This is a genomic window from Pseudomonas sp. NUPR-002, assembly GCF_056322725.1.
On record NZ_CM150476.1, the window covers coordinates 526285 to 546837 of the forward strand.

The window sequence follows — 20553 nt, forward strand, 5'->3', positions numbered from 1 at the left end:
GAGCTAGTAGATGGCAACTATCAACCAGCTGGTACGTCAGCCGCGTAAGCGTATCGTCGAGAAATCCGACGTTCCTGCGCTGCAGAACTGCCCGCAACGTCGTGGCGTGTGCACCCGTGTGTACACCACTACGCCGAAAAAACCTAACTCGGCACTGCGTAAAGTATGCCGTGTGCGTCTGACCAACGGTTTCGAGGTTTCCTCGTACATCGGTGGTGAAGGCCACAACCTGCAAGAGCACAGCGTCGTACTGATCCGTGGCGGCCGTGTAAAAGACTTGCCAGGTGTTCGTTACCACACCGTTCGCGGTTCCCTGGATACTTCCGGTGTTAAAGGTCGTAACCAAGGCCGTTCGAAGTACGGTACCAAGCGTCCGAAGTAATCGGTCGTTTGTAGCAGTTTGCAGCAATTCATTTTATTGAGTCGATAAGAGTAAGGTCGGGCACGCACCCCTTGGGGGCACCTGTCCCGGGCTAACCTGAAGACCGTTTGAGGGCTTATCAATGCCAAGACGTCGTGTAGCAGCCAAGCGTGAGATTCTGGACGATCCAAAATACGGAAGCCAGATCCTCGCCAAGTTCATGAACCACGTAATGGAAAGCGGCAAGAAAGCCGTTGCCGAGCGTATCGTTTACGGTGCACTGGACAAGGTTAAAGAACGCAAGAACAGCGATCCCCTGGAAATCTTCGAGAAAGCTCTCGACGCCATCGCTCCGCTGGTCGAAGTTAAGTCGCGCCGTGTTGGCGGTGCTACCTACCAGGTTCCTGTAGAAGTTCGTCCATCCCGTCGTAACGCCCTGGCAATGCGCTGGTTGGTAGACTACGCCCGTAAGCGTGGCGAGAAGTCTATGGCTCTGCGCCTGGCTGGCGAGCTGCTGGATGCCGCTGAAGGCAAAGGTGCTGCAGTCAAGAAGCGTGAAGACGTGCACCGTATGGCTGAAGCCAACAAAGCGTTCTCGCACTACCGCTTCTAATTCAGGCATCACTATTTTTGCGAGGGCTCTATGGCTCGTACCACACCAATTAACCGCTACCGTAACATTGGTATTTGCGCGCACGTTGACGCGGGCAAAACTACCACTACCGAGCGGATCCTGTTCTACACAGGTCTGAGCCACAAAATGGGCGAGGTGCACGACGGCGCCGCGACCACCGACTGGATGGTGCAGGAGCAGGAGCGGGGTATTACCATTACCTCCGCTGCTGTAACCACTTTCTGGGAAGGTTCCCGTGGCCAGTACGGCAAATACCGCGTAAACGTCATCGATACCCCAGGCCACGTTGACTTCACTATTGAAGTAGAGCGTTCGCTGCGTGTACTCGACGGCGCGGTCGTTGTGTTCTGCGGTACTTCCGGCGTTGAGCCGCAGTCCGAAACCGTATGGCGTCAGGCTAACAAGTACGGCGTTCCACGTGTTGTTTACGTGAACAAGATGGACCGTGCTGGTGCCAACTTCCTGCGCGTTGTAGGTCAGATCAAAAACCGTCTGGGTCACACCCCGGTTCCGGTTCAGCTGGCTATCGGCTCGGAAGACAACTTCCAGGGTCAGGTCGACCTGATCAAGATGAAGGCGATCTACTGGAACGAAGACGACAAGGGCACCACTTATCGTGAGGAAGAGATTCCTGCCGATATGCTGGACCTGGCTGAAGAGTGGCGCGCCAACATGGTCGAAGCCGCTGCAGAAGCCACCGAAGAGCTGATGAACAAGTACCTTGAAGAAGGTGAGCTGACCGTCGAAGAAATCAAAGCCGGTCTGCGCGCGCGCACCCTGGCCAGCGAGATCGTTCCGGCTGTCTGCGGTTCTTCCTTCAAGAACAAGGGCGTTCCTCTGGTTCTCGATGCTGTCATCGACTTCCTGCCTGCTCCTACCGAGATTCCTGCGATCAAGGGTATCCACCCTGACCTGATCGAGATTCCGAAGGATGAGCTGAAGCCTGAGCAGTATGACGAGCGTCATGCTGACGACGCTGAGCCGTTCTCGGCTCTGGCGTTCAAGATTGCCACCGACCCGTTCGTTGGTACTCTGACTTTCGTCCGCGTTTACTCGGGTATGCTGCAGTCTGGCGACTCCGTGATCAACTCGGTCAAGGGCAAGAAAGAGCGCGTTGGTCGTATGGTGCAGATGCACGCCAACCAGCGTGAAGAGATCAAAGAAGTACTGGCAGGCGATATCGCTGCTCTGATCGGCATGAAGGACGTCACCACTGGTGACACCCTGTGCAACGCCGACAAGCCGATCATCCTTGAGCGTATGGACTTCCCAGAGCCTGTGATCTCGGTAGCTGTTGAGCCGAAGACCAAGCAGGACCAGGAAAAAATGGGTATCGCACTGGGCAAGCTGGCTCAGGAAGACCCATCGTTCCGCGTCAAGACCGACGAAGAAACCGGCCAGACCATCATCTCCGGTATGGGTGAGCTTCACCTGGACATCCTCGTTGACCGTATGAAGCGCGAGTTCAACGTCGAAGCCAACATCGGTAAGCCACAGGTTTCCTACCGTGAGCAGATCACCAAGGACAATGTCGAGATCGAAGGTAAATTCGTTCGTCAGTCCGGTGGTCGTGGTCAGTTCGGTCACTGCTGGATTCGCTTCTCGCAGCCAACAGTGGACGCGCAAGGCAACATCACCGAAGGTCTGGAATTCCACAACGAAGTTGTAGGCGGTGTGGTTCCTAAGGAATACATCCCGGCGATCCAGAAGGGTATCGAAGAGCAGATGAAGAACGGCATCGTTGCCGGCTATCCGCTGATCGGCCTGAAGGCAACCGTGTTTGATGGTTCCTACCACGACGTCGACTCCAACGAGATGGCGTTCAAGGTGGCGGCCTCCATGGCGACCAAGCAGCTGGCCCAGAAGGGTGGCGGTAAAGTGCTTGAGCCGATCATGAAGGTAGAAGTTGTGACCCCTGAGGACTACATGGGTGACGTGATGGGTGACCTGAACCGTCGTCGTGGTCTGATCCAGGGTATGGAAGATTCGGTGTCCGGCAAGGTTGTCCGTGCTGAAGTTCCGCTCGGAGAGATGTTCGGTTATGCGACCGACGTTCGTTCCATGTCTCAGGGTCGCGCGAGCTACTCCATGGAATTCTCCAAATACGCCGAAGCTCCGTCGAATATCGTCGAAGCACTCGTTAAAAAACAAGGCTAATCCAGCCCTTTAGGCAAGAGGTTCACTGTCGTGGCTAAAGAAAAATTTGATCGTTCCCTTCCGCACGTCAACGTTGGCACCATCGGTCACGTTGACCACGGTAAAACCACTCTGACCGCAGCTCTGACTCGCGTCTGCTCCGAAGTTTTCGGTTCGGCCGTTGTTGAGTTCGACAAAATCGACTCGGCTCCAGAAGAAAAAGCTCGTGGTATCACCATCAACACCGCGCACGTCGAGTACAACTCGAACATTCGTCACTACGCTCACGTTGACTGCCCAGGTCACGCTGACTACGTGAAGAACATGATCACCGGTGCTGCCCAGATGGACGGCGCGATCCTGGTTTGCTCGGCCGCCGATGGTCCGATGCCGCAAACCCGTGAGCACATCCTGCTGTCCCGTCAGGTTGGCGTTCCGTACATCGTGGTCTTCCTGAACAAGGCTGACCTGGTAGACGACGCTGAGCTGCTGGAACTGGTCGAGATGGAAGTTCGCGACCTGCTGTCCACCTACGACTTCCCAGGCGACGACACCCCGATCATCATCGGTTCGGCTCGTATGGCGCTGGAAGGCAAAGACGACAACGAAATGGGCACCACCGCTGTCAAGCGTCTGGTTGAAACTCTGGACAGCTACATCCCAGAGCCAGAGCGTGCTATCGACAAGCCGTTCCTGATGCCAATCGAAGACGTATTCTCGATCTCGGGTCGTGGTACCGTTGTTACCGGTCGTATCGAGCGTGGTATCGTCCGCGTTCAAGACGCTCTGGAAATCGTTGGTCTGCGTGACACCTCCACCACCACCTGCACCGGTGTTGAGATGTTCCGTAAGCTGCTGGACGAAGGCCGTGCTGGCGAGAACTGCGGCGTTCTGCTGCGTGGCACCAAGCGTGACGACGTTGAGCGTGGTCAGGTTCTGGTCAAGCCAGGTTCGGTTAAGCCGCACACCAAGTTCACCGCAGAAGTTTACGTTCTGAGCAAGGAAGAAGGCGGCCGTCACACTCCGTTCTTCAAAGGCTACCGTCCACAGTTCTACTTCCGTACTACTGACGTGACTGGTAACTGCGAGCTGCCAGAAGGCGTTGAAATGGTAATGCCAGGTGACAACATCCAGATGACTGTCACTCTGATCAAAACCATCGCAATGGAAGATGGTCTGCGTTTCGCTATCCGTGAAGGCGGTCGTACCGTCGGCGCTGGCGTCGTAGCCAAAATCATCGAGTAATACTCGATAGGTTGAAAAAGCCCCCGCTCAGCGGGGGCTTTTTTTATTGGGTTGACACCCAATAGGGGCGTCTATAGAATCACGCCTCCTTTTAACGGGCGTAGTGCGCCCGGTGGGAATAGCAGCCTGGAGTCTGAAATCCAATGCAAAATCAGCAAATCCGTATCAGGTTGAAGGCTTTTGACCATCGCCTGATCGACCAATCCACCCAGGAAATCGTGGAAACCGCGAAACGTACTGGTGCTCAAGTGCGTGGTCCAATTCCACTGCCTACTCGCAAAGAGCGGTTCACCGTTCTGGTCTCCCCGCACGTCAACAAAGACGCGCGTGACCAGTACGAGATCCGTACTCATAAGCGCGTTCTGGACATCGTCCAGCCAACGGATAAAACCGTTGATGCGCTGATGAAGCTTGATCTTGCAGCAGGTGTGGAAGTGCAGATCAGCCTCGGCTAAGACCTGGTCTTAGTCGTGTAACGCTCTGAAATGGGCGGCCATAGCGGGTGAAAGCCCCGTACACTCATGAGGTTTACAACATGACTATTGGTGTAGTCGGTCGTAAAGCGGGTATGACCCGTATTTTCACCGAAGAAGGTGTCTCCATTCCGGTCACGGTCATTGAGATCGAGCCGAATCGTGTCACCCAGTTCAAAACTGAAGAAACCGATGGCTACCGTGCAGTGCAAGTCACTGTAGGTGAGCGTCGTGCTTCGCGCGTGACTGCTGCTCAAGCAGGTCACTTCGCTAAGGCGAACGTTGCCGCTGGTCGTCTGGTCCAGGAATTCCGTCTTGAAGAAGGCGAGTTCAAGGCTGGCGACTCGATCAACGCTGAAATCTTCGCTGCAGGTCAGCTGGTAGACGTTACCGGTCAGTCCAAAGGTAAAGGCTTCGCCGGTACTATCAAGCGCTGGAATTTCCGTGGTCAAGATAACACCCACGGTAACTCCGTTTCCCACCGCGTCCCGGGCTCTATCGGCCAGTGCCAGACTCCTGGTCGTGTATTCAAGGGCAAGAAAATGTCCGGTCATATGGGCGCCGAGCGCGTGACCGTTCAGTCCCTGGAAGTAGTGCGCGTCGACGCTGAACGCAATCTGTTGCTGGTCAAGGGTGCCGTTCCAGGCGCTACTGGCGGTAACGTGGTTGTGCGTCCGGCTGCCAAGGCTCGCGGTTAAGGGGAAGCTGACATGCAACTTAATGTAAATGACGCTCAAGCGATCGAAGTTTCCGAACTGACTTTCGGTGGCGAATTCAACGAGACGCTGGTTCACCAAGCAGTCGTGGCCTACATGGCCGGCGGCCGTCAGGGCACCAAGCAGCAGAAAACCCGTTCCGACGTCGCTGGTGGCGGTAAGCGCCCATGGCGTCAGAAAGGTACTGGTCGCGCTCGTGCCGGTACTATCCGTAGCCCAATCTGGCGTGGCGGCGGTACCACTTTCGCAGCTCGTCCTCAAGACCACTCGCAAAAGCTCAACAAGAAGATGTACCGCGCAGCTCTGCGCTCCATCCTCGCTGAGCTGGTGCGTACCGACCGTCTGGTCGTGGTTCAGGACTTCGCTGTTGAAGCACCGAAAACCAAAGACCTGCTGAACAAGCTGAACGGCATGGGTCTGAGCGACGTACTGATCGTTTCTGACGCTGTTGATCAGAATCTGTACCTGGCTGCTCGTAACCTGCCGCACGTCGACGTACGTGACGTACAGGGTTCCGATCCGGTCAGTCTGATCGCATACGACAAAGTGTTGATCACTGTGTCGGCCGTGAAGAAATTCGAGGAGCTGCTGGGATGAACCAGGAACGCGTATTTAAAGTCCTCCTTGGCCCGCACGTTTCCGAGAAGGCTACCGTTCTGGCTGAGAAAAAAGGCCAGTTCGTATTCAAGGTTGCTACTGATGCAACCAAGCTGGAAATCAAGAAAGCTGTCGAAGGCCTGTTCGGCGTAAAAGTCGAAAACGTGTCGACTGTTAACGTTCTGGGTAAAACCAAGCGTACCGCACGTGGTCTGGGCAAGCGTAATGACTGGAAGAAGGCGATCGTCTCCCTTCAGCCAGGCCAAGATCTCGATTTCAGCAGCAGTGCTGAGTAAGGAAGGGGTGCATCATGGCAATCGTTAAATGCAAACCGACTTCCGCTGGCCGCCGTTTCGTGGTCAAGGTGGTCAACAAGGAGCTGCATAAAGGCGCTCCTCACGCACCGCTGCTCGAGAAGAAGTCGAAGTCTGGTGGTCGTAACAACAATGGCCGCATCACTACGCGTCACGTAGGTGGTGGTCACAAGCAGCATTACCGTATGGTCGACTTCCGTCGCAACGACAAAGATGGCATCGTCGCCACTGTCGAGCGTATCGAATACGATCCAAACCGTACTGCTCACATCGCACTGCTGTGCTACGCAGACGGCGAGCGCCGCTACATCATCGCCCCTAAAGGCGTTGCTGCTGGCGACCAGCTGATCGCAGGCGCTCTGGCTCCAATCAAGCCAGGCAACTCCCTGCAACTGCGCAACATTCCAGTGGGTAGCACCATCCACGGCATCGAACTGAAGCCGGGTAAAGGTGCTCAGATCGCACGTTCCGCTGGTGCTTCGGCTCAGCTGATCGCTCGCGAAGGTGTCTATGTGACCCTGCGTCTGCGCTCCGGTGAAATGCGTAAAGTCCTGGCTGAATGCCGTGCGACCCTGGGCGAAGTCTCGAACTCCGAGCACAGCCTGCGTTCGCTGGGTAAAGCCGGTGCCAAACGCTGGCGTGGCGTTCGCCCAACCGTTCGTGGTGTTGCCATGAACCCGGTTGACCACCCACATGGTGGTGGTGAAGGTCGTACCTCCGGTGGTCGTCATCCGGTATCGCCATGGGGCTTCCCAACCAAGGGTGCTAAGACTCGTGGTAATAAGCGTACCGACAACATGATCGTCCGTCGTCGCAAGTAAATAGAGGGATACGACAGTGCCACGTTCTCTGAAAAAAGGTCCTTTTATCGATCTTCACCTACTGAAGAAGATCGAAGTGGCGGCGGAAAAGAACGATCGCAAACCAGTTAAAACCTGGTCGCGTCGTTCGATCATCCTGCCACAAATGGTCGGTCTGACCATCGCGGTACACAACGGTCGTCAACACGTCCCAGTTCTCGTGAACGAAGACATGGTCGGCCATAAACTGGGCGAGTTTGCCGGTACCCGCACTTATCGTGGGCACGTGGCTGACAAGAAAGCCAAGCGTTAAGGGGTAAGGAAATGGAAGTAGCCGCTAAGTTGTCGGGCGCTCGAATCTCCGCCCAGAAAGCCCGCTTGGTCGCCGACCAGATCCGCGGGAAGAAGGTGGGCGAAGCGCTCAACCTGTTGGCTTTCAGCAGCAAAAAAGCCGCTGAAATCATGAAGAAAGTCCTCGAGTCGGCCGTAGCCAACGCCGAGCATAACGAAGGCGCAGACGTTGATGACCTGAAGGTCTCCACCGTTTTCGTCAACGAAGGGCGTTCGCTGAAGCGTATCATGCCACGTGCCAAAGGCCGTGCTGATCGCATCGTCAAGCGGTCTTGCCATATCACTGTCAAGGTTGCGGACAAGTAACGGAGTCGATCAGATGGGTCAGAAAGTACATCCCACTGGCATTCGCCTGGGAATCGTCAAGGAGCACACCTCCGTCTGGTACGCAGACGGTCGGACTTATGCGGACTATTTGCTCGCAGATCTGAATGTGCGTGAGTACCTCCAAGACAAACTAAAAAGCGCGTCCGTTAGCCGTATCGATATCCATCGTCCGGCTCAAACTGCACGCATCACCATCCACACCGCTCGTCCAGGTATCGTTATCGGGAAGAAAGGTGAAGATGTTGAAAAACTGCGTCAGGACCTGACCAAGCAAATGGGTGTGCCTGTGCACATCAATATCGAAGAGATCCGCAAGCCGGAACTCGACGGTATGCTGGTAGCTCAGAGCGTAGCTCAGCAGCTGGAGCGTCGTGTGATGTTCCGTCGCGCCATGAAGCGCGCCGTACAGAACGCCATGCGCATTGGTGCCAAAGGCATCAAGATCCAAGTGAGCGGTCGTCTCGGCGGTGCTGAAATCGCACGTACTGAATGGTATCGCGAAGGTCGTGTGCCACTGCACACCCTGCGTGCTGACATTGACTATGCCACTTACGAAGCTCACACCACTTACGGTGTGATCGGTGTGAAGGTTTGGATTTTCAAAGGCGAAGTTATTGGTGGTCGCCAAGAAGAACTGAAACCACAAGCACCAGCGCCTCGTAAAAAAGCTGCTAAGTAAGGGGTACGCCAAATGTTGCAACCAAAGCGTACAAAATTCCGCAAGCAGATGACTGGCCACAACCGTGGTCTGGCACTGCGCGGTAGCAAAGTTAGCTTCGGCGAGTTTGCTCTAAAAGCTGTTGCTCGCGGTCGTCTCACCGCTCGCCAGATCGAATCGGCACGTCGTGCCCTGACCCGTCACGTGAAGCGTGGCGGTAAGATCTGGATCCGTGTATTCCCGGACAAGCCGATCTCCAAGAAGCCTCTCGAAGTGCGGATGGGTAAAGGTAAGGGTTCCGTGGAGTACTGGGTTGCCCAGATCCAGCCAGGTAAAGTCCTGTACGAGATCGAGGGTGTTTCTGAAGAGCTGGCGCGCGAAGCTTTCGCCCTGGCTGCTGCAAAGCTGCCTCTCGCCACCTCCTTTGTTAAGCGGACGGTGATGTGATGAAAGCGAATGAACTTCGTGAAAAATCCGCACAGCAACTGAACGAGCAACTGCTCGGCTTGCTGCGCGACCAGTTCAATCTGCGTATGCAGAAAGCAACTGGCCAGTTGGGGCAGTCGCACCTGCTCTCGCAAGTTAAGCGTGACATCGCTCGCGTGAAAACTGTGCTCAACCAGCAGGCAGGTAAGTAATCATGGCTGAAGTTGAAAAAACTGTCCGTACGCTGACTGGCCGTGTCGTCAGCGACAAGATGGACAAAACCATCACCGTACTGATCGAGCGTCGCGTAAAGCACCCGATCTACGGTAAATACGTTAAGCGTTCGACTAAGCTGCACGCGCACGACGAAACCAATCAGTGCCATATCGGCGACAAGGTCTCCATCCGTGAGACCCGTCCGCTGGCCAAGACCAAGTCCTGGGCACTGGTTGAAGTTCTCGAACGCGCTGTTGAAGTCTAAGGGCTAAGGGTCGGAGAAATTTTATGATTCAGACTCAATCCATGCTCGATGTGGCCGATAACAGCGGCGCTCGTCGCGTCATGTGCATCAAGGTGCTCGGCGGTTCCCACCGCCGTTACGCCGGTATCGGTGACATCATCAAGGTAACCGTCAAGGAAGCAATTCCGCGCGGTAAAGTGAAGAAAGGCCAAGTGATGACTGCTGTTGTAGTCCGCACTCGCCACGGTGTCCGTCGTGCTGACGGCTCCATCATCCGCTTTGATGGCAACGCTGCTGTTCTGTTGAACAACAAGCAAGAGCCGATCGGCACCCGTATCTTTGGGCCAGTGACCCGTGAACTTCGTACCGAGAAGTTCATGAAGATCGTCTCGCTCGCCCCAGAAGTGCTGTAAGGAGATCCGACATGCAAAAGATTCGTCGTGACGACGAGATCATCGTGATCGCCGGCAAAGACAAAGGTAAGCGCGGTAAGGTGCTCAAGGTTCTCGCTGACGACCGTCTGGTCGTTGGTGGGATCAACCTGGTGAAGCGTCATACCAAGCCTAACCCGATGTCGGGCGTACAAGGCGGTATCGTCGAGAAAGAAGCGCCACTGCACGCTTCCAACGTCGCCATTTTCAACGGCGAAACCAACAAGGCTGACCGCGTTGGTTTCAAAGTAGAAGACGGCAAGAAAATTCGTGTCTTCAAGTCGACCCAAAAAGCGGTTGATGCTTGAACACTGCTAGGTAGAAGACCATGGCACGACTGAAAGAGATTTACCGGAAGGAAATTGCTCCGAAGCTTAAGGAAGAACTTAAGCTGGCGAACGTGATGGAAGTTCCGCGCGTTACCAAGATCACCCTGAACATGGGTCTGGGCGAAGCTGTCGGCGACAAAAAAGTCATCGAACACGCTGTTGCTGACCTGGAAAAGATCACCGGTCAAAAAGCCGTTGTGACTTTCGCTCGGAAATCCATCGCGGGCTTCAAAGTCCGTGAGGGCTGGCCGATCGGCGTTAAAGTTACTCTGCGCCGTGATCGTATGTACGAATTCCTGGACCGCCTGCTGGCGATCTCCCTGCCTCGGGTTCGCGACTTCCGCGGCCTGAATGCCAAGTCCTTCGATGGTCGTGGCAACTACAGCATGGGTGTCAAAGAGCAGATCATTTTCCCGGAAATCGACTACGACAAGATCGATGCTCTGCGCGGTCTGGACATTACCCTGACCACCACTGCTAAGAACGATGACGAAGGCCGCGCTCTGCTGCGTGCTTTCAAATTCCCGTTCCGCAACTGATTGGAGTAGGAAAATGGCCAAGAAGAGCATGAAAAACCGTGAGCTGAAGCGTCAGCTCACTGTTGCCAAGTACGCCAAGAAGCGTGCCGAGCTGAAAGCGACCATCGTGAACCTGGAAGCAACTCCAGAAGAGCGTTTTGCCGCCGTCGTAGCTCTGCAGAAGCAACCGCGTGACGCCAGCGCTTCGCGCCTGCGTAACCGTTGCCGCATCACCGGTCGTCCACACGGCGTTTACCGCAAGTTCGGCCTCGGCCGTAACAAGCTGCGTGAAGCAGCAATGCGCGGTGACGTTCCAGGTCTGGTTAAAGCCAGCTGGTAAGACGTACCGGCAGCGTCCAGGTGGCGGAGGAGCAATCTTCCGACCACCGGTGACTTTGCAACGAAACAAGCCCCTTCTGGGGCTTGTTTCGTTTCTGGGATCTGTCTAGAATGACCGGCTCTCCTGAGCCCGGGTTTTTTGACCTGGCCGCTCAGGCGACTGTAGTAGCCGAGAGGCTAATTTTTCTTGTATCAGGAGCGTCTAGCCCATGAGTATGCAGGACCCGTTAGCGGACATGCTAACTCGCATCCGTAATGCCCAGATGGCTGAAAAGTCCGTCGTAAGCATGCCTTCGTCGACTCTGAAGGTTGCGGTCGCCAAAGTTCTGAAAGACGAAGGTTACATCGCTGGCTACCAAGTCAGCAGCGAAGTAAAACCATCGCTTTCCATCGAGCTGAAATACTTCGAAGGCCGTCCGGTTATCGAAGAAGTCAAGCGCGTAAGTCGTCCAGGCCTGCGTCAGTACAAGTCCGTCGAAGATCTGCCGAAAGTACGTGGCGGTCTGGGCGTGTCTATCGTCTCCACCAACAAAGGTGTGATGACTGATCGTGCTGCGCGCGCTGCCGGTGTCGGCGGCGAAGTTCTCTGCACAGTGTTCTAAGGGGGGATAAGCATGTCTCGCGTCGCTAAGAACCCCGTTAAGCTGCCAGCTGGTGTCGAAGTCAAATTCGCCGGCCAACAGCTTTCGGTGAAGGGTGCCAAGGGCACTCTCGAACTGAACGTTCACTCGTCCGTAGAAGTAGTTGAAGAAGCTGGTGAGCTGCGTTTCGCTGCTCGCAATGGCGATCAACAAACTCGCGCTATGGCCGGTACTACCCGTGCTCTGGTTAACAACATGGTCCAAGGCGTAAGCCAAGGCTTCGAGCGTAAGCTCCAGCTGGTCGGTGTTGGTTACAAAGCACAAGCCAAAGGCACTGTGCTGAACCTGGCGCTCGGCTTCTCGCATCCAGTGGATTACGAACTGCCGGCCGGTATCACCGCTGAGACCCCAAGCCAGACCGATATCCTGATCAAGGGTATCGACAAGCAGCTGGTAGGTCAGGTGGCCGCTGAAATCCGCGGTTTCCGTCCACCAGAGCCATACAAAGGCAAGGGTGTGCGTTACGCGGACGAAGTCGTCCGTCGTAAAGAAGCCAAGAAGAAGTAGGGCCTAGCAAATGACCGACAAAAAAGTTACTCGACTGCGTCGCGCTCGCAAAGCACGCCTGAAAATGCACGAACTCGAAGTCGTGCGTCTCTGCGTGTTCCGCTCCTCGCAGCACATCTACGCCCAGGTCCTTTCGGCCGACGGCAGCAAAGTCCTGGCCAGCGCCTCGACTTTGGACAAAGAACTGCGTGATGGCGCCACCGGCAACATCGACGCGGCCACTAAGGTTGGCAAGCTGGTAGCTGAGCGCGCGAAAGCCGCCGGTGTATCTCAAGTTGCCTTTGACCGTTCCGGCTTCAAGTACCACGGCCGCGTCAAGGCGCTGGCTGATGCTGCTCGTGAAGGCGGGCTGGAGTTCTAAGTTATGGCAAATAACGATCAAAAGCGCGACGAAGGCTACATCGAGAAGCTGGTTCAAGTTAACCGCGTTGCCAAAACCGTAAAAGGCGGCCGTATCTTCACTTTCACCGCGTTGACCGTGGTTGGTGATGGTAAAGGTCGTGTTGGTTTCGGCCGTGGCAAATCGCGCGAAGTACCTGCTGCGATCCAGAAAGCTATGGAAGCTGCTCGTCGCAACATGATTCAGGTTGACCTGAACGGCACCACCCTGCAGTACGCTACCAAGTCCGCCCATGGCGCGTCGAAGGTGTACATGCAGCCTGCCTCGGAAGGTACCGGTATCATCGCCGGTGGCGCAATGCGTGCCGTCCTGGAAGTTGCTGGCGTTCAGAACGTCCTGGCCAAGTGCTATGGCTCGACTAACCCGGTAAACGTGGTTCACGCCACTTTCAAGGGTCTGAAAGCTATGCAATCTCCTGAGTCCATTGCTGCCAAGCGCGGCAAGAGCGTTGAGGAGATCCGCTGATCATGGCTACCGTTAAAGTAACGCTGATCAAAAGCACCGCCGGCCGTCTCCCTAACCACAAACTGTGCGTTAAGGGTCTGGGTCTGCGCCGCATCGGTCACACTGTAGAAGTCCAAGATACTCCTGAGAACCGCGGGATGATCAACAAGGCTTACTACATGCTGCGCGTCGAGGGTTAATCGATGAAACTCAATGATCTGAGTCCAGCGCCGGGTTCCCGTCGCGAGAAGCATCGTCCGGGTCGTGGTATCGGTAGTGGTTTGGGTAAGACTGGTGGCCGTGGTCACAAAGGTCAAACCTCCCGCTCCGGTGGCACCATCGCTCCAGGCTTTGAAGGCGGTCAACAGCCGCTGCACCGTCGTCTGCCGAAGTTCGGCTTCGTTTCCCTGAAAGCCATGGACCGCGCCGAAGTGCGTCTGTCCGAGCTGGCCAAAGTGGAAGGCGACGTTGTCACCGTGCAATCCCTGAAGGATGCCAACGTGATTAACCAGAACGTACAGCGTGTGAAAATCATGCTGTCGGGCGAAGTTACTCGCGCAGTCACCATCAAGGGTATCGCAGCCACCAAAGGTGCGCGTGCGGCTATCGAAGCAGCTGGCGGCAAGTTCGAGGAATAAATGGCTAAGCAAGGTGCTCTCTCTTCGCTCGGCAAAGGCGGGATGTCTGAACTTTGGGCTCGTCTGCGTTTTCTGTTTCTGGCGATCATCGTCTATCGGATAGGCGCACACATCCCAGTTCCAGGTATTAACCCGGACCGGCTGGCGGAACTGTTTCGACAGAATGAGGGGACCATTCTTAGCTTGTTCAACATGTTTTCCGGCGGCGCGCTGGAACGGATGAGCATCTTTGCATTGGGGATCATGCCGTACATCTCGGCATCGATCATCATGCAACTGATGACCGCCGTCAGCCCGCAGCTGGAGCAGTTGAAGAAGGAAGGTGAAGCTGGCCGTCGCAAGATCAGCCAGTACACCCGCTACGGCACCGTAGTCCTGGCGTTGGTCCAGGCCATTGGCATGTCCATTGGTCTGGCCGGTCAGGGCGTGGCGTTTTCTGCTGACTTTGGCTTCCATTTCGTTGCGGTGTCCACGTTTGTGGCCGGCGCGATGTTCATGATGTGGCTGGGTGAGCAGATCACTGAGCGCGGTGTAGGCAACGGTATCTCGATGTTGATCTTCGCAGGTATCGTCGCCGGTCTTCCGAGAGCAATCGGGCAGTCTTTCGAGTCTGCGCGTACAGGCGATATCAACATTTTCGCCCTGGTCGCTATCGGTTTGCTGGCAGTAGCGATTATCGGTTTTGTGGTGTTCATTGAGCGTGGTCAGCGTCGTATCGCCGTTCACTACGCCAAGCGTCAGCAGGGTCGTAAGGTCTTTGCTGCGCAGACCAGCCACTTGCCGCTGAAAGTGAACATGGCGGGTGTTATCCCTGCCATTTTCGCGAGCAGCATCTTGCTGTTCCCGGCTTCGCTGGGTGCCTGGTTCGGTCAGTCCGAAGGTATGGGCTGGTTGCAGGACATCTCGCAGTCGATCGCTCCTGGTCAGCCGTTGAATATTCTGCTGTTTAGTGCAGGGATCATTTTCTTCTGCTTCTTCTATACGGCGTTGATGTTCAATCCGAAAGACGTAGCGGAGAACCTGAAGAAGTCCGGTGCCTTTATTCCGGGCATCCGTCCAGGTGAGCAGTCTGCGCGCTACATTGATGGCGTTCTGACCCGCTTGACCATGTTCGGTGCTCTTTATATGACGGCCGTCTGCTTGCTTCCCCAGTTCCTGGTGGTTGCTGCAAACGTTCCGTTCTACCTTGGCGGGACCTCGTTGCTGATTGTGGTAGTGGTTGTGATGGACTTCATGTCCCAAGTACAATCGCACCTCGTTTCGCACCAGTACGAATCCCTGATGAAGAAAGCCAACCTGAAAGGCTACGGTGGCAGCGGTTTGCTGCGCTGAGAGACCCTTAAGGTTCGAGGAGTTGGTGATGAAAGTTCGTGCATCGGTGAAAAAGCTGTGCCGTAACTGCAAAATTATTCGCCGCGAAGGTGTTGTTCGAGTAATTTGCAGTGCGGAACCACGTCACAAGCAGCGCCAAGGCTGAGTGTGATCTGCGCTTCAAACCCAGCAGCTAGTGTGCTGCTGGGTTGATTAATTGTTTCTACAGCGATATTATCTCGCGCCCTATTTCTTGGCTTCCGGGGCGTAGGTAGCTGTCAATTGGAGTCCCACTGAATGGCCCGTATTGCAGGCGTCAACATTCCAGATAACAAGCATACTGTTATCTCGCTGACCTACATCTATGGTGTTGGTCGCACTACTGCGCAGAACATCTGCGTAGCTACTGGGGTCAACCCAGCCGCAAAGATCAAGGATCTGAGCGACGAGCAGGTTGAATCGCTGCGTACTGAAGTTGCGAAGTACATCACCGAAGGTGATCTGCGTCGTGACATCAACATGAAAATCAAGCGTTTGATGGACCTGGGTTGCTACCGCGGCCTGCGTCATCGTCGGGGTCTGCCAGTACGCGGTCAGCGTACCAAGACCAACGCGCGTACCCGTAAAGGTCCGCGTAAGCCGATCCGCAAGTAATCGCACCAGCGAATCGACAGGAATTTAGAAATGGCAAAACCTGCTGCTCGTCCTCGTAAAAAAGTCAAAAAGACAGTGGTTGATGGCATCGCCCACATCCATGCGTCTTTTAACAACACCATCGTGACCATCACCGATCGTCAAGGTAACGCTCTGTCCTGGGCTACCTCCGGCGGTTCGGGTTTCCGCGGTTCCCGCAAGTCCACCCCGTTCGCTGCTCAAGTAGCTGCTGAGCGTGCTGGTCAAGCTGCGCTGGAATATGGTCTGAAGAACCTCGACGTTAACGTCAAGGGTCCAGGTCCAGGTCGTGAGTCCGCTGTTCGTGCTTTGAACGGTTGTGGCTATAAGATCGCCAGCATCACCGACGTGACGCCAATCCCGCACAACGGGTGCCGTCCGCCGAAGAAGCGCCGCGTGTAATCAGGAGACAGATAAATGGCACGTTACATTGGTCCAAAATGCAAACTGTCTCGTCGTGAAGGCACCGATCTGTTCCTGAAGAGCGGCGTTCGCGCTCTGGAATCGAAGTGCAACATCGAAGCAGCCCCAGGTATCCACGGTCAGCGCCGTGGCCGTCAGTCCGACTACGGCACCCAGCTGCGTGAGAAACAAAAAGTACGTCGCATCTATGGCGTTCTCGAGCGTCAGTTCAGCGGTTACTACAAGCAAGCAGCTGCCTCCAAAGGCGCTACTGGCGAAAACCTGCTGCAACTGCTCGAATGCCGTCTGGATAACGTCGTTTATCGTATGGGCTTCGGCGCTACTCGTGCTGAATCCCGTCAGCTGGTTTCGCACAAAGCGATCAGCGTTAACGGCAAGACTGTAAACATTCCGTCCTACCAAGTTCGTCCGGGTGACGTGGTCGCAGTTCGCGAGAAATCGCTGAACCAGCTGCGCATTGTTCAAGCCCTTGAACTGTGCGCCCAGCGTGGCCGCGTTGAGTGGGTAGATGTGGATGCTGCTAAGAAGTCGGGCGTTTTCAAGAACGTTCCAGCTCGCAGCGACCTGTCCGCCGACATCAACGAAAGCCTGATTGTCGAGCTCTACTCCAAGTAAGGGCTAGAAAATAGGTGCATCCATGCAGATTTCGGTAAATGAGTTCCTGACGCCCCGCCACATTGATGTGCAGGTCGTCAGTCCAACCCGCGCTAAAATCACGCTCGAGCCTCTCGAGCGTGGCTTTGGCCATACCCTGGGCAACGCGCTGCGCCGCATCCTGTTGTCCTCTATGCCTGGCTGTGCAGTAGTCGAGGCCGAGATTGACGGTGTACTCCATGAGTACTCGGCAATCGAAGGTGTACAGGAAGACGTCATTGAAATCCTGTTGAACCTGAAAGGCCTGGCTATCAAACTGCACGGTCGTGACGAAGTTACGCTGACCTTGTCGAAAAAGGGTTCGGGGGTGGTTACCGCTGCCGATATTCAGCTGGATCATGATGTCGAGATCGTTAACCCCGATCACGTAATCGCTAACCTGGCGTCTAACGGCGCCCTGAACATGAAGCTCACCGTAGCTCGTGGTCGTGGTTATGAGCCGGCCGATTCGCGTCAGAGCGATGAAGACGAAAGCCGCAGCATTGGTCGCTTGCAGCTCGACTCTTCGTTCAGCCCGGTTCGCCGTATCGCATACGTGGTGGAAAACGCCCGTGTCGAGCAGCGTACCAACCTGGACAAGCTGGTTATTGATCTGGAAACCAACGGTACCCTGGATCCTGAAGAGGCTATCCGTCGTGCTGCAACCATCCTGCAACAGCAGTTGGCTGCGTTCGTCGACCTCAAAGGTGACAGTGAGCCAGTGGTAGTCGAACAGGAAGACGAGATCGATCCGATCCTGCTTCGTCCGGTTGACGATCTGGAATTGACCGTGCGTTCGGCCAACTGCCTTAAGGCGGAGAACATTTACTACATCGGCGATCTGATTCAGCGCACCGAAGTAGAACTGTTGAAGACTCCGAACCTGGGCAAGAAGTCCCTGACTGAAATCAAGGACGTTCTGGCCTCCCGTGGTCTGTCCCTCGGCATGCGCCTCGACAACTGGCCGCCTGCAAGTCTTAAGAAAGACGACAAGGCGACTGCCTGATCGTCGTAATCACCGAACGTAGTGTTTGGTAAGGAATGAATCATGCGTCATCGTAAAAGTGGACGTCACCTGAGCCGTACCAGCTCTCACCGCAAAGCCATGTTCCAGAACATGGCGGTGTCGCTGTTCGAGCACGAGCTGATCAAAACTACCCTGCCAAAAGCCAAGGAACTGCGCCGCGTTGCCGAGCCGCTGATCACCCTGGCCAAGGAAGACAGCGTAGCTAACCGTCGTCTGGCTTTCGACCGTACTCGTTCGAAAGAAGCCGTTGGTAAGCTGTTCAACGATCTGGGCAAGCGCTATGCCACCCGTCAGGGCGGCTACCTGCGTATCCTCAAGTGCGGCTTCCGCGCTGGCGATAACGCACCAATGGCGTACGTCGAGCTGGTTGATCGTCCTGTCGGTGGCTCGGTAGAAGCTGCTGAATAAGACGTCAGTCTGAAACAAAAAACCGGGCCTTGTGCCCGGTTTTTTGTATCTATATGTATTGAAACAATCTATTGATCTAAGTCATCTAATGAATTTGTTGCTGTCATAGTTCTGGTCGATACTCATTCCACGCCGATTAGCCGGCCGTTTGAGACCGATAAGGAGATAGCGCATGAGCCAGACCAAGATTCTCACCACCGCCAGTGGTGCCCCGGTTGCCGACAACCAGAACTCTCGATCTGCAGGGCCACGAGGGCCACTGCTGCTGGATGACTTCCACCTGATTGAAAAGCTCGCACACTTCAACCGTGAGAACATCCCGGAGCGCCGTGTTCACGCCAAGGGCTCGGGTGCCTACGGTACCTTTACCGTCACCCGGGATATCACTCAGTACACCAGTGCCAAGCTGTTCAGCAATGTCGGCAAGCAAACCGAGACGTTCCTGCGTTTCTCAACCGTTGGTGGCGAGCGTGGCTCAGCGGATACCGAACGTGACCCGCGCGGCTTTGCCGTGAAGTTCTACACCGAGGAAGGTAACTGGGACATCGTTGGCAACAACACGCCGGTTTTCTTCATTCGTGACCCTTTGAAATTCCCCGATTTCATCCACACCCAGAAGCGCCTGCCGCAAAGCAACCTGAAAAGCGCGCAGATGATGTGGGACTTCTGGTCGCATTCGCCTGAAGCGTTGCATCAGGTCACCATTCTGTTTTCCGACCGTGGCATTCCTGACGGTTACCGCCACATGCACGGCTTCGGTAGCCACACCTACAGCTTGATCAATGCGGAGGGCCAGCGCACCTGGGTCAAGTGGCACTTCAAGACCAAACAGGGCATCAAGAACCTGGCGCCGGCTGAGGCTGCCCGCCTGGCAGGTACTGACCCGGACTACGCCCAGCGTGATCTGTTTGAGGCCATCGAGCGCGGTCACTATCCGAAGTGGGCTGTTTGCATCCAGGTCATGAGCGAAGAAGAAGCCGACAGCCGCGACGAGAACCCGTTTGACGTGACCAAGACCTGGTCGCAGAAAGACTACCCGTTGATTGAAGTGGGGGAGCTGGAACTGAACCGTAACCCGCTCAACTACTTCGCTGAAGTCGAGCAAGCTGCGTTCGGGCCGAGCAACATGGTTCCAGGCGTCGGCTTGTCGCCGGATCGTATGCTTCAGGGGCGCGTGTTTGCCTACGCTGACGCGCATCGTTACCGCGTGGGTACCAACCATCAGCAATTACCGGTAAACGCCCCACGTAGCCCGGTGAACAGCTACCAGCGTGATGGCGCCATGGCGTTTGGCAGTAATGGCGGCGCAGCACCGAACTATGAACCCAACAGCTACGCCAATGCGCCAAAACAGGCCCCGCAGTTTGCTGAGCCAGCACTGGCCCTTAACGGTGTGGCTGATCGTTACGACCACCGTGAAGACACCGACTACTACAGCCATGCCGGCGCGCTGTTCCGTTTGATGAACGCTGAGCAGAAGGCCTTGCTGATCAGCAACATTGCCGGTGCCATGACTGGGGTTTCCGATGATGTGGTGCGGCGCCAGTTGCAGCACTTCTTTAAGGCCGATCCGGCCTATGGAGAAGGCATTGCCAAGGCTTTGGACATAAATCTCGCCTAAGTCGAAGTGATAAGAAGAACCGCCCTCATTTGGGCGGTTTTTCAATGAATATCACTACCGTTTACCGGCTTTTTTGCACTTTTTTGCCTGATTCCAAGTGACCTTCCGGGCATCCTGGTTCAAACTATAACTTTCACACAGGGAGAGGCAGGGCGATGCAAGGTCACCCGGACGTAATCGATTATCTCAACACGTTGCTAACGGGCGAACTGGCGGCACGTGACCAATATTTCATCCACTCGCGGATGTACGAAGACTGGGGCTTGAGCAAGCTCTATGAGCGTATCAACCACGAGATGGAAGAAGAGACCCAACACGCCGATGCCCTGGTGCGTCGTATCCTGATGTTGGAAGGTACTCCGCGCATGCGTCCGGACGACCTCGACGTTGGTGCTACAGTGCCAGACATGATCGCTGCTGACCTACGCCTGGAGTACAAGGTTCGTGCCGCGCTGTGCAAGGGCATTGAACTGTGCGAACTGCACAAGGACTACATCAGCCGCGATATCCTGCGTCTGCAACTGGCCGATACTGAAGAAGATCACGCCTACTGGCTGGAAAAGCAGCAGGGGCTGATCAAGTCCATTGGCCTGGAGAATTACCTGCAATCGCAGATGTAAATTCCCCCAACAAAAAGCCCCGCACTTGCGGGGCTTTTTGTTGTGTGTAGGAGCGGGCTTGCCCCGCGAGGCGATGTGACTGACAGGTTGCTA

The 20553-nt window shown here is 55.4% G+C and carries 34 protein-coding genes; all 34 read left to right on the top strand.

The features are described 5' to 3' along the window. Positions 1 to 10 precede the first annotated feature (10 nt). The 34 genes from rpsL to bfr all read left to right on the top strand — a co-directional run bounded on the left by rpsL (position 11) and on the right by bfr (position 20460). Positions 11 to 382 carry a 30S ribosomal protein S12 gene (gene rpsL, locus ACVWSC_RS02360; RefSeq protein WP_003186084.1) on the top strand — a complete coding sequence of 124 codons (372 nt, stop codon included), beginning with the start codon at positions 11 to 13 and terminating at the stop codon, positions 380 to 382. 121 nt (positions 383 to 503) lie between these two features. Further along, complete coding sequence (gene rpsG, locus ACVWSC_RS02365; protein WP_008089143.1) at positions 504 to 974, top strand: 30S ribosomal protein S7; 471 nt, start codon at positions 504 to 506, stop codon at positions 972 to 974. Between the two features lie 30 nt (positions 975 to 1004). Continuing rightward, on the top strand, positions 1005 to 3152 hold the full coding sequence (fusA, locus tag ACVWSC_RS02370; protein WP_442111858.1) for an elongation factor G: 2148 nt from the start codon (positions 1005 to 1007) through the stop codon (positions 3150 to 3152). A gap of 30 nt (positions 3153 to 3182) precedes the next feature. Beyond that, positions 3183 to 4376: an elongation factor Tu gene (gene tuf / locus ACVWSC_RS02375; protein ID WP_442111841.1), complete on the top strand. Its 1194-nt coding sequence runs from the start codon at positions 3183 to 3185 to the stop codon at positions 4374 to 4376. A 143-nt stretch (positions 4377 to 4519) separates the two neighbouring features. Further along, a complete protein-coding gene (rpsJ, locus tag ACVWSC_RS02380; protein WP_003186070.1) occupies positions 4520 to 4831 on the top strand; it encodes a 30S ribosomal protein S10 in 312 nt (103 codons plus the stop codon). 80 nt (positions 4832 to 4911) lie between these two features. Beyond that, positions 4912 to 5547: a 50S ribosomal protein L3 gene (gene rplC / locus ACVWSC_RS02385; RefSeq protein ID WP_133210707.1), complete on the top strand. Its 636-nt coding sequence runs from the start codon at positions 4912 to 4914 to the stop codon at positions 5545 to 5547. Between the two features lie 12 nt (positions 5548 to 5559). Further along, the gene (gene rplD, locus ACVWSC_RS02390; RefSeq protein WP_442111860.1) at positions 5560 to 6162 is read left to right on the top strand and encodes a 50S ribosomal protein L4; all 603 of its coding nucleotides are present in this window, start codon (positions 5560 to 5562) and stop codon (positions 6160 to 6162) included. Next, entirely contained in the window at positions 6159 to 6458 is a 300-nt protein-coding gene (gene rplW, locus ACVWSC_RS02395) for a 50S ribosomal protein L23 (RefSeq protein ID WP_010220306.1), read from the top strand. The genes rplD and rplW overlap by 4 nt, the downstream gene beginning before the upstream one ends. A gap of 14 nt (positions 6459 to 6472) precedes the next feature. After that, positions 6473 to 7297, top strand: a complete 825-nt coding sequence (rplB, locus tag ACVWSC_RS02400) for a 50S ribosomal protein L2 (protein ID WP_133210703.1) — start codon at positions 6473 to 6475, stop codon at positions 7295 to 7297. A 16-nt stretch (positions 7298 to 7313) separates the two neighbouring features. Next, positions 7314 to 7589 (top strand): 30S ribosomal protein S19, encoded by a 276-nt coding sequence (gene rpsS, locus ACVWSC_RS02405; RefSeq protein WP_442111863.1) that lies wholly within the window; start codon positions 7314 to 7316, stop codon positions 7587 to 7589. A gap of 11 nt (positions 7590 to 7600) precedes the next feature. Next, a complete protein-coding gene (gene rplV, locus ACVWSC_RS02410) occupies positions 7601 to 7933 on the top strand; it encodes a 50S ribosomal protein L22 (protein WP_003103908.1) in 333 nt (110 codons plus the stop codon). A 13-nt stretch (positions 7934 to 7946) separates the two neighbouring features. Then, positions 7947 to 8633 (top strand): 30S ribosomal protein S3, encoded by a 687-nt coding sequence (gene rpsC / locus ACVWSC_RS02415; protein WP_010220308.1) that lies wholly within the window; start codon positions 7947 to 7949, stop codon positions 8631 to 8633. A gap of 12 nt (positions 8634 to 8645) precedes the next feature. Beyond that, entirely contained in the window at positions 8646 to 9059 is a 414-nt protein-coding gene (rplP, locus tag ACVWSC_RS02420; protein WP_003255479.1) for a 50S ribosomal protein L16, read from the top strand. After that, the gene (gene rpmC / locus ACVWSC_RS02425) at positions 9059 to 9250 is read left to right on the top strand and encodes a 50S ribosomal protein L29 (RefSeq protein WP_002555481.1); all 192 of its coding nucleotides are present in this window, start codon (positions 9059 to 9061) and stop codon (positions 9248 to 9250) included. Before rplP ends, rpmC begins: the two co-directional genes overlap by 1 nt. Positions 9251 to 9252: 2 nt before the next feature. Then, positions 9253 to 9519 (top strand): 30S ribosomal protein S17, encoded by a 267-nt coding sequence (gene rpsQ / locus ACVWSC_RS02430; protein ID WP_133210701.1) that lies wholly within the window; start codon positions 9253 to 9255, stop codon positions 9517 to 9519. 23 nt (positions 9520 to 9542) lie between these two features. Then, entirely contained in the window at positions 9543 to 9911 is a 369-nt protein-coding gene (gene rplN / locus ACVWSC_RS02435) for a 50S ribosomal protein L14 (protein WP_002555479.1), read from the top strand. Between the two features lie 11 nt (positions 9912 to 9922). Further along, on the top strand, positions 9923 to 10237 hold the full coding sequence (gene rplX / locus ACVWSC_RS02440; protein ID WP_009397501.1) for a 50S ribosomal protein L24: 315 nt from the start codon (positions 9923 to 9925) through the stop codon (positions 10235 to 10237). Between the two features lie 20 nt (positions 10238 to 10257). Next, positions 10258 to 10797, top strand: coding sequence for a 50S ribosomal protein L5 (gene rplE / locus ACVWSC_RS02445; protein WP_028944480.1), 540 nt, complete (start codon positions 10258 to 10260; stop codon positions 10795 to 10797). Positions 10798 to 10810: 13 nt separating this feature from the next. After that, complete coding sequence (gene rpsN / locus ACVWSC_RS02450) at positions 10811 to 11116, top strand: 30S ribosomal protein S14 (protein ID WP_010220312.1); 306 nt, start codon at positions 10811 to 10813, stop codon at positions 11114 to 11116. A 208-nt stretch (positions 11117 to 11324) separates the two neighbouring features. Further along, a complete protein-coding gene (rpsH, locus tag ACVWSC_RS02455) occupies positions 11325 to 11717 on the top strand; it encodes a 30S ribosomal protein S8 (protein WP_045182484.1) in 393 nt (130 codons plus the stop codon). A gap of 12 nt (positions 11718 to 11729) precedes the next feature. Continuing rightward, positions 11730 to 12263, top strand: coding sequence for a 50S ribosomal protein L6 (gene rplF, locus ACVWSC_RS02460; protein WP_442111867.1), 534 nt, complete (start codon positions 11730 to 11732; stop codon positions 12261 to 12263). Positions 12264 to 12273: 10 nt separating this feature from the next. Continuing rightward, positions 12274 to 12624, top strand: coding sequence for a 50S ribosomal protein L18 (gene rplR / locus ACVWSC_RS02465; protein WP_038606178.1), 351 nt, complete (start codon positions 12274 to 12276; stop codon positions 12622 to 12624). Positions 12625 to 12627: 3 nt separating this feature from the next. Continuing rightward, entirely contained in the window at positions 12628 to 13128 is a 501-nt protein-coding gene (rpsE, locus tag ACVWSC_RS02470) for a 30S ribosomal protein S5 (RefSeq protein ID WP_010220316.1), read from the top strand. A 2-nt stretch (positions 13129 to 13130) separates the two neighbouring features. Continuing rightward, complete coding sequence (rpmD, locus tag ACVWSC_RS02475; RefSeq protein ID WP_009397493.1) at positions 13131 to 13307, top strand: 50S ribosomal protein L30; 177 nt, start codon at positions 13131 to 13133, stop codon at positions 13305 to 13307. 3 nt (positions 13308 to 13310) lie between these two features. Next, positions 13311 to 13745 carry a 50S ribosomal protein L15 gene (gene rplO / locus ACVWSC_RS02480; protein WP_010220318.1) on the top strand — a complete coding sequence of 145 codons (435 nt, stop codon included), beginning with the start codon at positions 13311 to 13313 and terminating at the stop codon, positions 13743 to 13745. Next, a complete protein-coding gene (secY, locus tag ACVWSC_RS02485) occupies positions 13746 to 15077 on the top strand; it encodes a preprotein translocase subunit SecY (RefSeq protein WP_133210696.1) in 1332 nt (443 codons plus the stop codon). Between the two features lie 28 nt (positions 15078 to 15105). Further along, complete coding sequence (rpmJ, locus tag ACVWSC_RS02490; RefSeq protein WP_002555468.1) at positions 15106 to 15222, top strand: 50S ribosomal protein L36; 117 nt, start codon at positions 15106 to 15108, stop codon at positions 15220 to 15222. 131 nt (positions 15223 to 15353) lie between these two features. Beyond that, positions 15354 to 15710: a 30S ribosomal protein S13 gene (gene rpsM, locus ACVWSC_RS02495; protein WP_133210694.1), complete on the top strand. Its 357-nt coding sequence runs from the start codon at positions 15354 to 15356 to the stop codon at positions 15708 to 15710. Between the two features lie 30 nt (positions 15711 to 15740). Continuing rightward, the gene (gene rpsK / locus ACVWSC_RS02500) at positions 15741 to 16130 is read left to right on the top strand and encodes a 30S ribosomal protein S11 (RefSeq protein ID WP_002555466.1); all 390 of its coding nucleotides are present in this window, start codon (positions 15741 to 15743) and stop codon (positions 16128 to 16130) included. A gap of 15 nt (positions 16131 to 16145) precedes the next feature. Further along, complete coding sequence (rpsD, locus tag ACVWSC_RS02505; protein ID WP_133210692.1) at positions 16146 to 16766, top strand: 30S ribosomal protein S4; 621 nt, start codon at positions 16146 to 16148, stop codon at positions 16764 to 16766. 22 nt (positions 16767 to 16788) lie between these two features. Then, positions 16789 to 17790, top strand: coding sequence for a DNA-directed RNA polymerase subunit alpha (locus ACVWSC_RS02510; protein WP_003186012.1), 1002 nt, complete (start codon positions 16789 to 16791; stop codon positions 17788 to 17790). Between the two features lie 42 nt (positions 17791 to 17832). Next, positions 17833 to 18219: a 50S ribosomal protein L17 gene (rplQ, locus tag ACVWSC_RS02515; RefSeq protein WP_133210690.1), complete on the top strand. Its 387-nt coding sequence runs from the start codon at positions 17833 to 17835 to the stop codon at positions 18217 to 18219. A 172-nt stretch (positions 18220 to 18391) separates the two neighbouring features. Continuing rightward, a complete protein-coding gene (locus ACVWSC_RS02520) occupies positions 18392 to 19840 on the top strand; it encodes a catalase (protein WP_442111872.1) in 1449 nt (482 codons plus the stop codon). Positions 19841 to 19995: 155 nt separating this feature from the next. Beyond that, on the top strand, positions 19996 to 20460 hold the full coding sequence (gene bfr, locus ACVWSC_RS02525; protein ID WP_442111874.1) for a bacterioferritin: 465 nt from the start codon (positions 19996 to 19998) through the stop codon (positions 20458 to 20460). The last annotated feature ends 93 nt before the right edge of the window (positions 20461 to 20553 follow it).